Below are 14,489 nucleotides of genomic sequence, written 5' to 3'. Positions count from 1 at the left end.
AGGCTACCCGTGGTCGGTCATCGCCCGCAGATCCGGCAGGGAGCCGATGCGCTGGGTGATCGGACGGCCCGGCGCCGCGGTTTGCGGTGAGCCGGTGGCGCGCAGCAGCGCCCGGATCCGGTCCGGGGTCGCCCGCCCCGGACCGGTGGCGCGGATGCCTTGGTACGCGGCGACCGCGCCGACCACGATCGGGGACGCGCTGGAGGTGCCACTGAATTCGTCGGTGTACCAGAGGTCTTCGTCGGCGCCGCCCTGGAGGTCGCCGTAGCCGGTGGTGGTGACCTCGCGGCCCCAGCCCTGGACGTCGAGGCGGGCACCGTAGTTGGAGAACGGGAGCCGCGACCGCGCGGGGCCATGGTCGCGACCGTGCAGGCCGGGCGGCGGTGCCCCCGCGCCGACCAAGACGGCACCGGAGTCGGTGTCGCCACCACGGAACGGGTTGTGCCAGGTGGCGGGGAAATCGCCGGGGCGCGCGTCGTAGACGGGGTCGTCGAGGTTCTCGTTGCCGTTACCCGCGGCCTCGACCACGACGATGCCGCGACCGACGGCGTAGCGGATGGCGGCGAAGTCGTCGGGCCACCATTCGACGGCGATGTAGCCGCGCTGATCGGGTCGGCCCGCGTAGTCGAATCGGGGTCCGGGACGGTGGAGTTCGATGAGCAGGACGTCACCGGGGTCGAGCGCGTCGGCGGCGGAGCGGATCGCGGTGGCCGAGCCGATCCCGAAGATCGAGATCGCCCTGATGTGCGCCTCGGGCGCGATGCCGGTGACGCCGAAGCCGTTGCGGTCGCCGCTGATCTCCCCGGCGACGGCGGTGCCGTGATTGCGCCAGCCGAGATCGGCCGACGCGGTGCCGCCGATGACCCCGCCCTGATTCTGCCGCAGGTCCTCGTGCGTGAACCGCCATGCGCCTTCGACATCGATCACCCGCACCCCGGTCCCGAGTCCACCGGGCCGGGTGTGCGCCCAGGCCGCGTCGATCCCGGTCGGTGCCGGGTCCAGGTAACCCTGTCGGTCGCGGAAGTCGGGCGTGGCCGCCGGTGCGTCCGGCGCGAGGGTGTTCTCGGCCAGCGGGGCCAGCGGCGGTTCGGCGGCCGGCTTCACATAGGCGGCCGCGACCGTGTCGTCTCGGCGGAGCCGATCCGCGAGTTCGGCGAGATCACCCACCTGCCCGCGCACGGTGTAGTAGCTCAGGTATTCCCCCGCGACCGGTGCCTGCGGCGTCTCGGCCAGCCGTGCCGCCAGCCGGTTGTCCGGTCCGAAGATCGGCACCAGGTAGGTGTCGGCGGGCAGCAGTTCGTCGACGCGGGCCCGCACCGAGCGGTTCTCCCGCAACGCGATCGGCGTGATCTCGGGACCGGTTGCCGTGGTGACGACGACCAGTTCCGCCGGCGACACCGCGGGGCCGGGAACCCCTGGTCGTCGCTGCCTGCTGGGTCGAGCGGTGGGAGCCATGGATACCAGTCAACAGGGCGCCCGGCCCGGCCGCCACCATTGCGCCGCAACCGGATTCGCGACACGCCGTGCCCGATCTTCGCGACGCACCGGCGACGCCGAAATCGCGACGACGACCGCTGTGTCGCACAGCCCCCGCGTACGGCCCGATTCTCGCCGTTCCTGCCGGTCGGCCCGGCCGGGTAGGGTGCCCATCGTCGGCGAATCACGGTGTGCTGCTGAGTGTTTCGCTTAGAATGGGTGCAGGGTGAGATCCTCGGTCACCCGGTACCGATTCTCGGGTACCAGCGTAACCCCGCCGCCGTCGCGCGGGGTGCGAGCGTGAACCATGCCAACGGATATGCAGTCATGCAGGGGGTCAACCATGTCCACAGCTGTCGATTTCGCCGCCCGTCTCATCGATCCGGCCGCCATCGCCGCGGCCGGCCACTCGGCGGTTCTCGCCTATGTCGCGCCGAGCAGGCCCGGCGCGAACTTCGGCGCCAAACCGATCACCGCCGACTACGCCCGCGCGCTGGAAGCCGCGGGGCTCGACATCGTGTCGATCTGGCAGTACGGCAAACCGGGCGATCCCACCCCGTCGGACTGGACCACCGGTTTCGACGGCGGCAGGCGGATGGCCGAGCAGGCGCTGGCCACCCATCTGAGCCTCGGCGCGCCGCGCCGGGCGCCGATCTTCTTCGCCGTCGACGAGGACATCGCGCTGTCGCAGTGGAACAGCACCGCCGTCGAGTTCTTCCGTGGCGTCAACGCCGTCCTCGGCACCGAATGGACCGGCATCTACGGGCATTCCCGGGTGTGCGCCTGGGCGATCGAGGACGGCGTGGTCGGCGGCCGCGGCGGTTTCAGCTGGGTGTGGCAGACCCGCGCCTGGTCGGGCACCGAGCGCGAGCCACGCGCGGTGCTCTACCAGCGCGTGATCGACACCCCGAGCAATCCGGGCCCGATCATCGACGGCACGCACGTCGATGTCGACGACATCCTCGCCCCCGATTTCGGGCAGTGGAGCCTGGACCGCTCCGTCACGATCCCCGAGTTCACCGAACTCGACCGGCTCGGTCCCTCGCACTCCTCCCGCGACGGTGCCCGGATCACCAACTTCATCCTGCATACCCAGGAGGGCAACGGCACCGCGGAATCGCTGGCCGCCTACCTGAACAATCCGGCCAACGGCGTCTCCTACCATTACACGCTGCGCGACGCGATCCTGGTGCGGGTCGTGCCCGAGGAACGCGCCTCCTGGTCGGTGCTGTCGGCCAACCCGTTCACCGTAAACCTGTGCTTCGCGGGCAGCCGGGTCGCCTGGTCCCGCCAGGACTGGCTGGCCATCGACGACGACCTGCGCATCGCCGCCTACATCGCCGTGCGCAGCGCCCACCGGCACGGGTATCCGACCGAGGTGATCGCCCCCGACTATCACGTCGCCGACGGCATCACCGACCACAACTATGTGACCAGGGCACTCGGCATCGGCAGTCACACCGACGTCGGCCCGAACTTCCCGTGGGACGTCTTCACCGCGCACGTCGCCGCGTTCGCGGGCACCGCCCCGAACGCCATCGACGACCGCGCCGCCGCGTCCCCCTGGCTGGGCGCGCGCCGCACCGTCGGTGAGATCCCCACCCCGGACGGGGTAGGCCGGTTCGCCGAGTTCGAGCACGGCTACATCTACTGGCACCCGGCCACCGAAGCCCACGCCGTCCCCACCGCGATCATGACCAAGTTCGCCGAACTGGGCTGGGAGGCGGGACCGCTGGGCTACCCGATCGCCGAGCACACCGAACTCCCCGACCCACGCGGCACCGGGCCGGGACTGGCGCAAGCGTTCCAGGGCGGCGCCGTCTATCGGCGGGCCGGTCGGCCCGGCTACCGCGTGCACGGCGCGATCGGCGCGCGCTGGTCGGCGGCCGGGTTCGAGAACGGTCAGCTGGGCTGGCCCGCCTCCGACGAGATCACCCACGACGACGGCAAATACCAGGAGTTCGAATTCGGCCGCATCTACTGGGTTCCCGACCAGATCGTGGCCCTGCGCAACTCCGGCGATCCCGACACTCCGCTGGCCCGCCCGGCGTAGGTCAGGACAGCAGGATTGCGAGGGTGGTGGCGCCCGCACCGAGGACGAGGGTCGCCACCACCAGGATCGCGATCATCCGGATCCGCGGTGATGGACCCGTGTAGGTGTCCTCGTCCTCGTTCAGCATCGCGGCGAGGTCGACGGCAGCGAACTCGCGGGTGGACTCCAGTGGTCCCGGCTGTTCGGTCATTACGCTGACGCTAGTCCAGTGCGCCGCTCCCCGCGCCGGTTAGCCCGTTCGCCTCGACCGGCGATCGGGTCGCGGCCAGCAGTTCGTCGAGTTGCCGTTCGGCGCGTTCGGCACGGGCGAGGGTCTGGGCGCGCGCGTCGTCGAGCGCGGCGAGCCGTTGCGAGGTCTCGGCCCTGACCCGGTCCAGCGCGGCTGCCGACTCGGTCCGCCAGGTCTCGGCATCGGCGGCGGCGGTGCGGCGCAGATCGGCGAGTTCGGCGCGCGTGCGATCGAGCTCGGTCCGGGTCGTTTCGAGTTCGCTTCTGGCCCTGCGCCATTCCTCCCGCGCCTCACTCGCGGCTTCCACCCGTTCGGCGGCCGCCGCCTCGGCCCGCTCGGTCGCCCGGTCGGCGTCGGCAGCCCGCTGCACCGCCAGATCGCGTTCGGCCTGGGCGGCGTTGACCCGCGCCTCCGACTCGCGGCGGACCTGCGTGATCTCGGTGTCGGCTCGCTGCTCGGCCCGCGCGGTGTGCTCGGCGGCCTCCTGCCGGATCCGCTCGATCTCCTCGGCGGCGTCGCGGCGCGCGGCGCGTACGTCGGCCTCGGCCGCGCTGCGCGCCGCGAACACCTCGTCGGCGGCCTGCTTCGTCAACCGTTCCACCTCGGCCAGCGCCTCGTCGCGCGCCGCGTGCGCCGCGGCGATCAACTGCTCCGCATCCTCGGCCGCGCCGGCCGCGTCCTCGGCCGCCGATTCGGCGAGGGCCCGCGCTTCCTCCGCGTCCCGCCGTGCCTGTTCGGCGGCGACCGCTTTCATATCGGCTTCCGCGATCCGCCGTGCGGCATCGGCCTGCACGGCCTGGACCTGGGCCTCGGCCACCGACGGGTCACCGAGCGTCGACAGTTCGGCCACCGCCGCATTCAGCGTCGTGCCCAATTGCTCGGCCAGGCCGCGGAACTGACCGAGCAGCTCATCGGCCCGCAACCGCGCCACGGTCACCGGCCCCTGAGTCGTCACAGTGACGGTTTCGGCCCCACCCTCCGACTCCTGTTGCAGGCGCTGCCTTTCCCGCCACGCGCGCCATCGCGTGTGATCCGGGTGATCGCAGTATTCGGAGGGACGACCGGGGCCGCCGCCACGGGTGATGGGACGGGCACAGCCCGGATAGTTGCAGACGCTCGACACGGGAGAATCGTAACGTTGGTTTCGTCATTTCCTTACGAATTAGACGAAACGAAAACCGTGTCGCCCCTTGGGGACTCAGATCGGACGCTCCAGCTTCTGACCACCGATAAGTGAACATTATCGGGGGTCAGGCTGCCCGTCGGACCCCGAATACCTCGAACGATTTATGTTTACGTTTGGTTGGAGCCAACGCAACGTAACTGCTACAGAACTACAGGAAACCTGGAGTCAGTGGTACGACCGTACCGTTCCTGAAGCCGCGGAAGAATCGAGCGGAGCGCGACCGCCCGCCATAGTGGACGCCAGCGGCGTCGACCCCGCCGGGCCCTCTCGCCGGCCAGCCAGGCGGGGCGGGGGTCAGTAGGCCGCCCGAGCCTCGTTGCGGTTGAATATCGAACTCGGATGCTGATCGTTCTCCACGAAGCGGAAGTTCCCGCCCATCGATGATTCTCGATAGCCGAGTTACGCTTCTGCCGCAGCTTGATTGGCTATCTCGAGCTACCCACGCAGTTAGCCGATATGTCGCCAGCACCCGAGTGGGGAGTTTGCTGAAGATCCCGCGATCGCTGCGAGCCCCGTCATGAAGCGGCTATGTTTCCCGCATGGACACCTCAGAAACCGTGACATCGGCGACGAGGGTCGGCCGCCGCCTGTCCTATCCGATGTTCGCCATGATCGTGATCGTCTATCTCGCGATCATCCAGCTCGGCGGACTGCTGATGACAGCGCTCACCGGCGAGGACGACTTCCTCTCCACCCGCGCGGTGTTCTTCGGCATGATCATCCCGCTGGGCGCGGCCCTGGCCTTCACCTATGGCGTGATCAGCTATCTGGGCTGGCTGCGGCCGGTCCTGCACGACGATCGGCCGACCCGGCCGTGGGTGCGGACCGTGCCGATCGTCTTCATCGTTGCGATCGTCTTCGGGATCAACTACAGCGCGTTGGCCGACAAGGGCTTTCTGTATGTCCTGGTGTTGCTCATCGCCACACAGTTCGTGGGGTGGGGCGAGGAAGGCATGTTCCGTGGCATCGGCGTTCTGGTGCTGCGCGATCACGGGCTCACCGAGGGCAGGGTCGCGCTGTGGTCGAGCATCGTGTTCGGCGCGGTGCACTTGGCCAACGGGGTCACGCACGGCATCAGCGCACTGCCGCAAGCGATCATCGTCAGCCTGGCCGGCTACTTCTTCTACCTGACCCGCCGGGTCAGCCGCGGCAACACCGTCAACTCGGTGCTGCACGGCCTGTTCGACTTCACCCTGCTCACCGGGACCGTCATCCTCGCCGACCAGGCCATGTATCCGGGCACGCTGCTGCCGATTCTGGTCTACCCGTTGCTGGCGATCGTGCTGCTCGTCAAGCGTCACAGCATCGAGCCGACCGCGAATCCGGTGTCCTGACCCGCACCGCCGCGGTGTCGCCCCGAACGATCACGGAGTCCCCATGGGTACGCATCAGCGAGAATCCGAACAGGCTTTCTCGGAGCGGTATTTCGACCCGGGCGACCGCTGGGTCCCCGTCGACCGCCGCCGGCTCGGCATGGACAAGCGGACCATCCTGCCCGCACTCATCGTGCTCGCCCTGGCCTTCGTGCAGGGCGTACTGCTGCCACAGATCGATGCGGCGATCCCGGAGAAGGACGTCACCACCACGGGCGAGGTGATCGCGCTGCAAGGACAGGTGGGGTTCACCGCCGCAGGCGACTGGTCGCTGATCGCCGGCGAACGGCGAGAGGTCGAGCCCAGCGGTCAGGGCTATCCCCCACAGGCGGTGCTGGCCCGCGGCGGATCTCAATTCGTGGTCCGCACCGGCAAGTTCGACGGCGACCCCCGCGCCCTGCTCGCCCAGATCGAACGCACCGACGAACTTCTCGACACGGGCTTGACCGCGTCCGGCGAGCCGACCGCCATCACCACGCGCAGCGGCGTGGACGGCGTCATCACCCGGTACGCGGCCGCCACTGTCGACGGTGTGCTGGCCGCCTTCGTCGTCGACGGCACCGGCATCGAAGTCGTCGCCGTCGGACCGGCGCAGCCGGGTCAGGATCTGCTCGGCGAGGTCGCCGACATGATCGCGAGCATCGACCGCATCGGAGCCACACGATGACCACCTTCGACTCGGCACAGGCCAGGTTCCTCGCCATCGAGAACTCCGGTTGGGGTCGCGGTTTCACCTTCTACCAACCGCGCAATCTCGCGTTCTGGGTGTATGTGCTGATCACCGGTTCCGGTGCACTGCTGTTCGTGACGCGGATCGCGAGCAGCTACCCCGCCTACGGTCGCGCGATCGCGGTCACCGCCGCGGTGTTCGCCGTCTACGGTGCGCTGTTCTGGTGGTTCGTCGCCCATATCGACCGCTATGCCCGCCAGCCGACGAAACTGCTCGTCGCCGCGTTCTGCTGGGGCGGTTTCGCCGCCACCTGGGCCATGGCTTCCTACGCCAACGCCGCGCTGATCGGCATCTACGCCAAGGTTTTCGGCCACGCCTGGGCGCAGGACTGGGGCGCGAGCCTGGCCGCGCCATTCACCGAGGAGACCGCCAAGGGGTTCGGTCTGCTGCTGATCATCGCCCTGGCGCCCCGGTTGATCCGGACCGCGTTCGACGGCTTCATCGTCGGCGCGTTCCTCGGTCTGGGCTTCGAGATCATCGAGGACATCGCCTACGGCATGAACTCCGGTGCTTCGCAGTTCGGCGCCGATCAGGTCGACGCGTCGATGAGCACCGTCGTCCTGCGGGTGGCCACCGGCGCCACCGGCCACCTGCTCTACACCGCGCTGTTCTGCGCCGGGCTGGTGTACCTGCTGGGACGTCCGGCCGAACCCCGCCGGGTGGGCCGCGGCACCGCCCTGATCGCGATCGCCATGCTGCTGCACGGATTCTGGGACTCGATGGCCAACTTCGCCGGCAACAGCGCGCTGGGCGGAATCGGGGTCATCGTGGGCACCATGATCGTCGCCCTGTCGATCGCCGCCGCGGTCTTCCGCACGACGGTGCCCCGCGAGCGGGAGTTCCTGGCCCAGATCCTGGCCCCCGAAGTCGAGAACGGCACGATCACCGAGAACGAAGCCGCGGCCGCGTGCGCCGACGCCAAGGGCCGCAGGGCCTTCCGCAAGACCGGTGCGGGCCGGGCGGGCCGCACCCGCAACGACCGGGTACTCGACGCGATCTTCGACCTGGCCGACGCACTGGCCGCGGACCGGGGCGCCGAGACGCCGCGTGTCGAATTCGCCCGTTCGGAGATCACCCGCCTGCGCGCCGGGCGTCCGTCCACCGAGGCCCAGCTCCCGGTCGAGGTGTGAGATGTTTGCGGGGACATGGGCCGGGGGATCCGAACGGCAGCCGGCCGCAGCCGATCGACCAGGAGCAGCACATGCCCGGAGCAGTCCCCCGCACCACTCTCACCCATGTCACCCTCGGTCTCGGCTGGGATCCCGTGCGCTCGGGCAAGTTCCGGCGCCGCGCGAAGGACATCGATCTCAACGCGGCCGCGCTGTCGTTCCGCGGACAGGACTTCGTCGACATCGCCTATCACGAACAACTGACCTCGCGCGACGGCGCCATCCGGCACCTCGGTGACAGCGTCGACGGCGTCGGTGACGGCGACGACGAACTCATCGTCACCGACCTGACCCGGCTCGACGCCGCCGTCACCACCATCGTCTTCCTCATCACCTGCTACACCGGCCAGCCCTTCGACCGGATCGAGAACGGTTTCTGCCGTGTCCTCGACAGCGTCACCGGCACCGAACTCGCCCGCATCGATCTGGCGACCGCGCACTCCCACACCGGCCTGGTCCTCGGCACCCTCCGCCGCGCGGACCGCGACTGGACCTTCACCTATGTCGCCGAGCCGATCACGGCCCAGCACGTCGCCGACGCGGTCCCCCACCTCACCGCCTACCTGAACTGAGCCGCACGGCACCGTCGAAAAACCTGTTGGCGGACGACGGTGGCCACTGCTACCTTTCCGGAAGCCGTGTGAGAGAACGAGGAGGTGGTACCCGTGAACGCAGTTTCGACATGGGTGCTCCCCTCCGGGGTCACGGTCGGGCGATAGGTCGTCCGGGAGCGCCGCACAGCACTCCCGAAAGGCACGACCATGCACTTCACTTCCGAAAGCCGCCTCGACGACGGTGTCCTCGAACGCGAATTCACCCTCGGTGAGATCCCCGGCATCCTGTGGACGCCCGCATCCACCGTCGCACCGGCGCCGTTGATCCTCGTCGGCCACCCCGGCGGACTGCCCGCCCTGTATCCCCGGCTCGCGGCCCGTGCCCGGGAAACGGTCACGGCGGGCTTCGCCGCGGCGACCATCGAACTCCCCGGTGCCGGTGCGCGTCCCCGCTCCGCCGCCGCGGACCAGGCACGCGCCGATCTGCGGGAAGCCCTCGAGTCCGGCAGGGCGGTCGACGACGAGATCGTCGACCGGCTCGTCCTGCCGCTGGTCGAACAGGCGGTCCCGGAATGGCGGACTGCCCTCGACGCCCTGCTCGCGCTACCCGGCATCGGTGGCCCGGTCGGGTTCTCGGGCGGGGTGATCTCGATCGGCGTGCGCCTCGCGGTGGTCGAACCCCGGATTGCCGCCGCCCTCCTCTTCGCGGGTAGTTTCGTGCCCCGCGCCATCGTCGAGGAGGCCCGGCAGGTCACCATTCCGCTGCAGGTCCTGCTCCAGTGGGACGACGAAGGAAACGACCGGCAACAGGCCCTGGACCTGTTCGACGCCTTCGGTTCGAAGGAGAAGACACTGCACGCGAACATGGGCGGGCACACCGGAGTCCCGCGGTTCGAGGGAGACGCGGGGAACCGGTTCTTCGCCCGTCACCTGAGGTGAGCCGGGTCGACCACCGAGGATAGGAGCGATCGCCCGGGACGCCGATCGTCGACAACGATCGGCGTCCTCTGGGCGCAGCCGACCGTCGGGCAGGACCGGTTGTGCGCTCGCGCACCGACCGATCGGCGCGTTTGCGTTCCTCGACTTCCGTTGCGGGGCTGATAGTTTCAGTGCATCGAGGGGCGCTGGCCTAGGGAAGGTGAGCACTGCGTGGACGTCGGACCTGCGATCCGTACGGCAGCGGGCGTCGTGCGCGGGAGATGGGACGGTGTTGTCGCGATCTTCCGGGGAATCCCGTATGCCGAACCACCGGTCGGCGCACGACGGTTCGCCGCCCCGGTGCCCGCCCGGTCGTGGGACGGAGTTCGCGATGCGGGGCGGTTCGGTCCGCCGGTTCCGCAGGTGCGGAACGTCGACGCGGTGATGTCGTCGGTGTCCGGCCGGACGGACGATGGATCCGAAGACTGTTTGACCCTCAATGTCTGGTCACCCGACCTCGGTGCCGCGAAACTGCCGGTGATGGTCTGGATCCAGGGCGGCACCTATCTGGAGAACAACACCGCCAACCCGCACTACGACGGCGCGGTGCTGGCCGCGGCCGGTGTGGTGGTGGTCAGCATGAACTATCGCGTCGGTGTGGACGGGTTCGCCCATCTCGCCGGTGCCCCGGACAATCGCGGACTCCTCGACCAGATCGCCGCCTTGGCCTGGGTTCAGAACAATATCGCCGCGTTCGGCGGTAACCCTGCCGCTGTCACCGTCTTCGGCCAATCCGCCGGTGCCGCGTCCATCGCGGCGTTGCTCGTCATGCCGAGGGCGGCCGGGCTGTTCCGCCGGGCGATCAGCCAGAGCATGCCCGGCACCTATTTCACGCCACAGCTCGCCGCCGCGATCTCGGCCACGATCGCCGCCGAGGTGAGTGTCCGAGCCACCCGCTCCGACCTCGTCCGGTTACAACCACGCGCCCTGACCGAAGCGACCAGCGCGGTGATCGCGAAAATGCCGGAGTTCGTGGATATCTGGGGCCCGATGGCGCTCACGCCCACCCCGTTCTCGCCCGTCGTCGACGGTGACGTGCTGCCGTGCGCACCGTGGAGTGGAGTCGCCGGCGGTGCCGCGCGTGAGGTGGACCTGCTCATCGGCCACACCCGCGACGAGTTCCGGCTCTACTCGTCCCGGCCCGGCAGCGAGCCGACCCCGGCGGCCGTGACCGCGGCCTTCGACTACCTGGCCCCGGGTACCGACGGCGACCGCTGCTACCGCGCCGCCTACCCGGACGCCACACCCAGCCGACGATTCGAAGTCCTCCACACCGATTGGCTGTTCCGAATGCCCAGCCTCCACCTGGCGGACGCCGCCCACACCGGCGGAGGCCCCGTGTGGCTCTATGAACTGGCGTGGAGCTTCAACGCCGACCAAGGCGCCTCGCACTGCCTGGACTTCCTGCTTCTCTTCGGCACCCTCACCCCCGAAGAAATCCGCGCCCACCGCTCGGCCCACCCGAACGCCGCAAACGAGTTCCCACTCGTGGCCCAGCACATGCGCGGCGACTGGGTGAGGTTCGCGACCACGGGCGAACCAGGCTGGGCACCCTACGATCCACAGTCCCGAACCACTCGCGTCTACGACAGCGAACCGGTCACCCAGCCCTACCCCGAGGAACTCTCACGCCGTATCTGGGCTACTCACCGATTCGACACCCTGGACCTGCCGAATGAGCGTCGCGACAGGTCGGCCGATACTGGTGGCGCCGGTGACCGGTAGCCGTCGAGACCCCCGGACCGTTCAGCCGAGAGGCCCTGTGGCTCCGATCAGTCCACCGAAGTCCTCGCGAGGAGGGTATTTCGGCCCTCTCCGGTCGGTGATCGGGCGCGCGAGAATCGGCTGCGCTATCCCTGGCCGAGCAGTGAGGCAGATCCGATGTCAGCATCGAACAGCGATCCCGTCGTCGTCGGCGTCGACGGCTCCGACTGCGCGCTCGCCGCGGTGCGGTGGGCGGCCAGGACCGCGGTGCTGCGGGGTGCGCCGTTGCAGGTGGTGTCCGCGATGAGTTCGGGGTGGGATCTGGGTCGGGCGGGCATCGTGTCGATCGACCAGCAGAGTTTCCGTGACGCGGGTGACGCCGCGGTCGCCCGGGCCGCATCGATCGCCGTCGCCGAAGCCGCACCGCATCACCTCGACGTGGAGACGTCGGTGGTCAGCCCGGGCCCGGTCGCGGCCCTGCGCCGCCGTGCCCGCCACGCCCAGCTGCTCGCTGTCGGCACTCGCGGTCTCGGCACCTTCGAGCGCACGCTCCTCGGTTCGGTCAGCACCGCCCTCGCGCGACGACCACTCTGTCCGCTCGCGGTCGTTCCCCATCCCGGATGTCCCGCGTCCGACCGGCTGCCCGTGCTGGTGGGGCTCGACGGTTCGCCGGGCAGCGAGCGCGCGCTCGATGTCGCGATCGAGGAGGCGGCCCGCCGGGGTGTCGGCCTCGTCGCGCTGCGCGCGTGGGGGGAACCCGCCCCCGGATTGCGGGAATCCCAGATGACCGAGCACACGCATCGGCTCCTCGGGGACACCTTGGTCGGGTACGGCGAGAAGTATCCGGGCGTGCCGATCACCAGGATCGTCACCGGCGACGATCCGGCACAGCGGTTGCTCCGCGAGTCGGCTCGCGCGCAGCTGCTCGTGCTGGGTAGTCACCGGCGGGGCGGGCGCGACGGCTTCGGGTCCGTCAGCCGAACCGTCCTGCACGCCACCGAGATCCCGCTCATCATCCTCGACCGCCGCTGAGACACCCGTCCCGCGGGTCAACGACGATGCCGCGCGAGCAGCCGCACGCCCGCGACGATCTCGGGTTCGATGGCGACGACGGTATCCATCACCCGGCCGACCCACGGCCGCAACAACCGTTCGTAGTGCGCGACCCGCACGGGGTCGGTGACGGTGCGCGCCAACCCGGTGACCGTGACCGACCAGCCGATGCGCCGCACCGGATCGATGTCGTCGACTTCGTAGGCCACGACGACCGGCGAATTGCCGGCCACCGCACCGGTCAGCCGCGCGGTGAGCCGCGTCCGGACGATGATCACGCCGTCCTCGTCGACGAGGTGGTTGACCGGGCGGATCGCGGGCAGCGCGTTGCGGGTGAACACCACCCGCCCGAACGGCGCCTCCGCCACCAGCCGCATGGCTTCGGCGCGGTCCAGGTCGACGACCTCCCGGCCGCCCATCTCGTCCCCGGCCGACGCCCTCACGACCGGTCCTCCGGGTCGTGGACGGGCTGCACGATGGCCAGGTCGCCGTCGTAGCGGCGGTAGAGGAGGTGGCCGCGACCGCTGTCCGCGTCGGTGAAGAACATGTACGGCAACCCGAATCGGCACACCCGGCTCGCGGCGTCGGACTCGGTCAGCCACGGTGCCGGATGCGGATTCACCGTGAGCGCGGGCCCGTCGGGTAGTCGTGTGAGGTGCTGCCGCGCCAGCCGCACGCCCAGCGGACCGGCCCAGTAGACGAGGGCGTCCTCGCCGGATTCCGCGTCGACGAACAGGTGCGCGTCGTAGTCCAGGGCGTCCATCGACCGGGTCGCGGTGGTGGGATCCGCGCTGCGCAACACGCAGCGCTTGCGCCGCACGATCGGCCGGTCGCCGGTGATCGAGGTCAGCGGCGGTCGCGCCGGATCCGGCCACCGCCGCACCGGTCCCGCCGGCCGCGATCGGGTGATGGCCCGGTCGAGTCGTTCGGCGACGATCGTGGCCACGAAACCGGTCGGGCCTTCCACCTGCACCCGGACCGCCGCGCCCGCGCGGCCCGCGTTGACCTGCGCGAGCACCGATCCGTCGCGGGACGGTGTGGTGGACAAGCGGATTCGGGCCGGACCGTCGATGCGCTGGGATCGCAGGACCGCGGCGACCGCGCGCGCTGTCCGGGAGACGTCCGCCGTGTCGACAGCGCCGCCGGTCGTCACCCCGATCTCCGGACCGGCCCACCGTAGTTCAGGAGAACTCACGTACTCCGACCTCGCTTCCGCTGCTGCTCACTCCCCCGCACAAGGGCTTCGAGCAATAGCACCACTGCGGCATGCCCGTGCTTAGGGGCGAAGGTCCCGGTGCGTCGTGACCATCGACCCGAAGTTGCGCGGTCGGGTCGTGGAGTCAGGCGCGCAGGAGCGCCGCCTGTACCTGGCGCAGGCGCTCGACATCGCCGCGGAAGCCGGCGACGGCGTCGTTGTACAGGAAGGCTTCCCAGAGCCGCACCAGGGCGTAGGCCAGGGTGCCACGGTCGATCGGCGGCACGTAGCCCTGGTCTTCGGCGCGGGCGATCAACCCTTCGACGACGGCGACCGCAGCCTGGTGGACGGGGCCGTCGCTGCGGGTGACCAGCCGCAGGGCGGCGGTGGATTCGTTGTCGAAGTAGGTACGCAGCGAATCGTCTTCGACCAGCCAGTGGATGCAGCGATCGAGGATCTCGTTGAGGCGTTCGGCGCCGGTGGCCTCGCTGGTGCGGTCGGCGTAGGCGACCATCCGCTCGAGCTGGCTGGCGATCGCGGCGCCGAGGAGGCCGTCGCGGGAGCCGAACCAGCGGTAGATGCTGGTCCGGCCGAGGCCGAGGTGGGCGGCGATGGCGTTGACGTCGATGCGGTTGCCGGACAGGAACACCTCGACCGCGGTGCGCAGCACATCGTCACGGCTGGCGGCGGCGGGGCGTCCCGGCGCTCGTGTCCCCTCGGCTCGCGTCACATCGCACAGCATAAGGGCTCCCTCGCGACCACCATTTGAAACATATCGATCTCTGTGTA

The 14,489-nt window shown here is 69.8% G+C and carries 14 protein-coding genes; 8 read left to right on the top strand and 6 right to left on the bottom strand.

Features of this window, described 5'->3' with window-relative positions; all coding sequences use genetic code 11:
* Positions 1 to 3: 3 nt before the first annotated feature.
* Positions 4 to 1,455, bottom strand: a complete 1,452-nt coding sequence (locus tag AB0L91_RS18995; protein WP_365011659.1) for a S8 family peptidase — start codon at positions 1,453 to 1,455, stop codon at positions 4 to 6.
* 364 nt (positions 1,456 to 1,819) lie between these two features.
* Here AB0L91_RS18995 and AB0L91_RS18990 point away from each other — a divergent pair, with 364 nt between their 5' ends.
* A complete protein-coding gene (locus AB0L91_RS18990; RefSeq protein ID WP_365011657.1) occupies positions 1,820 to 3,529 on the top strand; it encodes a glycoside hydrolase domain-containing protein in 1,710 nt (569 codons plus the stop codon).
* A gap of 1 nt (position 3,530) precedes the next feature.
* Here AB0L91_RS18990 and AB0L91_RS18985 read toward each other — a convergent pair whose 3' ends face one another.
* Complete coding sequence (locus AB0L91_RS18985; protein WP_355272000.1) at positions 3,531 to 3,719, bottom strand: hypothetical protein; 189 nt, start codon at positions 3,717 to 3,719, stop codon at positions 3,531 to 3,533.
* Positions 3,720 to 3,729: 10 nt separating this feature from the next.
* Positions 3,730 to 4,713 (bottom strand): hypothetical protein, encoded by a 984-nt coding sequence (locus AB0L91_RS18980; RefSeq protein WP_365011655.1) that lies wholly within the window; start codon positions 4,711 to 4,713, stop codon positions 3,730 to 3,732.
* 770 nt (positions 4,714 to 5,483) lie between these two features.
* Between AB0L91_RS18980 and AB0L91_RS18975 the strand changes: the two genes are divergently transcribed.
* The 7 genes from AB0L91_RS18975 (at position 5,484) to AB0L91_RS18945 (ending at position 12,484) form a co-directional block, all read left to right on the top strand.
* A complete protein-coding gene (locus AB0L91_RS18975) occupies positions 5,484 to 6,278 on the top strand; it encodes a CPBP family intramembrane glutamic endopeptidase (protein ID WP_365011654.1) in 795 nt (264 codons plus the stop codon).
* 43 nt (positions 6,279 to 6,321) lie between these two features.
* A complete protein-coding gene (locus tag AB0L91_RS18970; RefSeq protein WP_365011652.1) occupies positions 6,322 to 6,984 on the top strand; it encodes a hypothetical protein in 663 nt (220 codons plus the stop codon).
* Entirely contained in the window at positions 6,981 to 8,177 is a 1,197-nt protein-coding gene (locus tag AB0L91_RS18965; RefSeq protein WP_365011651.1) for a PrsW family intramembrane metalloprotease, read from the top strand. The genes AB0L91_RS18970 and AB0L91_RS18965 overlap by 4 nt, the downstream gene beginning before the upstream one ends.
* Before the next feature lie 71 nt (positions 8,178 to 8,248).
* Positions 8,249 to 8,788, top strand: coding sequence for a TerD family protein (locus AB0L91_RS18960; RefSeq protein ID WP_365011649.1), 540 nt, complete (start codon positions 8,249 to 8,251; stop codon positions 8,786 to 8,788).
* A gap of 189 nt (positions 8,789 to 8,977) precedes the next feature.
* The gene (locus tag AB0L91_RS18955) at positions 8,978 to 9,709 is read left to right on the top strand and encodes an alpha/beta hydrolase (RefSeq protein ID WP_365011647.1); all 732 of its coding nucleotides are present in this window, start codon (positions 8,978 to 8,980) and stop codon (positions 9,707 to 9,709) included.
* A gap of 210 nt (positions 9,710 to 9,919) precedes the next feature.
* Entirely contained in the window at positions 9,920 to 11,473 is a 1,554-nt protein-coding gene (locus AB0L91_RS18950; RefSeq protein ID WP_365011645.1) for a carboxylesterase family protein, read from the top strand.
* Between the two features lie 156 nt (positions 11,474 to 11,629).
* Positions 11,630 to 12,484 carry a universal stress protein gene (locus tag AB0L91_RS18945; protein ID WP_365011644.1) on the top strand — a complete coding sequence of 285 codons (855 nt, stop codon included), beginning with the start codon at positions 11,630 to 11,632 and terminating at the stop codon, positions 12,482 to 12,484.
* A gap of 17 nt (positions 12,485 to 12,501) precedes the next feature.
* Here the strand turns inward: AB0L91_RS18945 and AB0L91_RS18940 are convergent, their stop codons facing one another.
* The 3 genes from AB0L91_RS18940 to AB0L91_RS18930 all read right to left on the bottom strand — a co-directional run bounded on the left by AB0L91_RS18940 (position 12,502) and on the right by AB0L91_RS18930 (position 14,430).
* On the bottom strand, positions 12,502 to 12,924 hold the full coding sequence (locus tag AB0L91_RS18940) for a pyridoxamine 5'-phosphate oxidase family protein (RefSeq protein ID WP_365013628.1): 423 nt from the start codon (positions 12,922 to 12,924) through the stop codon (positions 12,502 to 12,504).
* 20 nt (positions 12,925 to 12,944) lie between these two features.
* Positions 12,945 to 13,700: a sigma 54 modulation/S30EA ribosomal C-terminal domain-containing protein gene (locus AB0L91_RS18935; protein WP_365011642.1), complete on the bottom strand. Its 756-nt coding sequence runs from the start codon at positions 13,698 to 13,700 to the stop codon at positions 12,945 to 12,947.
* Positions 13,701 to 13,845: 145 nt separating this feature from the next.
* The gene (locus tag AB0L91_RS18930; RefSeq protein ID WP_365011640.1) at positions 13,846 to 14,430 is read right to left on the bottom strand and encodes a QsdR family transcriptional regulator; all 585 of its coding nucleotides are present in this window, start codon (positions 14,428 to 14,430) and stop codon (positions 13,846 to 13,848) included.
* Between the last annotated feature and the right edge of the window lie 59 nt (positions 14,431 to 14,489).

This window comes from Nocardia sp. NPDC051833 (assembly GCF_040681225.1).
Lineage (GTDB): Bacteria > Actinomycetota > Actinomycetes > Mycobacteriales > Mycobacteriaceae > Nocardia.
The sequence above is the reverse complement of the archived record's forward strand: the minus strand, read 5'-3'. Positions and strand labels throughout refer to the sequence as shown.

Excerpts from the sequence above, each read along its gene's own strand:
- AB0L91_RS18995 (WP_365011659.1), bottom strand. The coding sequence starts at position 1,455 with ATGGCTCCCACCGCTCGACCCAGCAGGCAGCGACGACCAGGGGTTCCC.
- AB0L91_RS18940 (WP_365013628.1), bottom strand. The coding sequence starts at position 12,924 with ATGGGCGGCCGGGAGGTCGTCGACCTGGACCGCGCCGAAGCCATGCGG.
- AB0L91_RS18990 (WP_365011657.1), top strand. The coding sequence starts at position 1,820 with ATGTCCACAGCTGTCGATTTCGCCGCCCGTCTCATCGATCCGGCCGCC.
- AB0L91_RS18965 (WP_365011651.1), top strand. The coding sequence starts at position 6,981 with ATGACCACCTTCGACTCGGCACAGGCCAGGTTCCTCGCCATCGAGAAC.
- AB0L91_RS18970 (WP_365011652.1), top strand. The coding sequence starts at position 6,322 with ATGGGTACGCATCAGCGAGAATCCGAACAGGCTTTCTCGGAGCGGTAT.
- AB0L91_RS18975 (WP_365011654.1), top strand. The coding sequence starts at position 5,484 with ATGGACACCTCAGAAACCGTGACATCGGCGACGAGGGTCGGCCGCCGC.
- AB0L91_RS18945 (WP_365011644.1), top strand. The coding sequence starts at position 11,630 with ATGTCAGCATCGAACAGCGATCCCGTCGTCGTCGGCGTCGACGGCTCC.
- AB0L91_RS18960 (WP_365011649.1), top strand. The coding sequence starts at position 8,249 with ATGCCCGGAGCAGTCCCCCGCACCACTCTCACCCATGTCACCCTCGGT.
- AB0L91_RS18955 (WP_365011647.1), top strand. The coding sequence starts at position 8,978 with ATGCACTTCACTTCCGAAAGCCGCCTCGACGACGGTGTCCTCGAACGC.
- AB0L91_RS18985 (WP_355272000.1), bottom strand. The coding sequence starts at position 3,719 with ATGACCGAACAGCCGGGACCACTGGAGTCCACCCGCGAGTTCGCTGCC.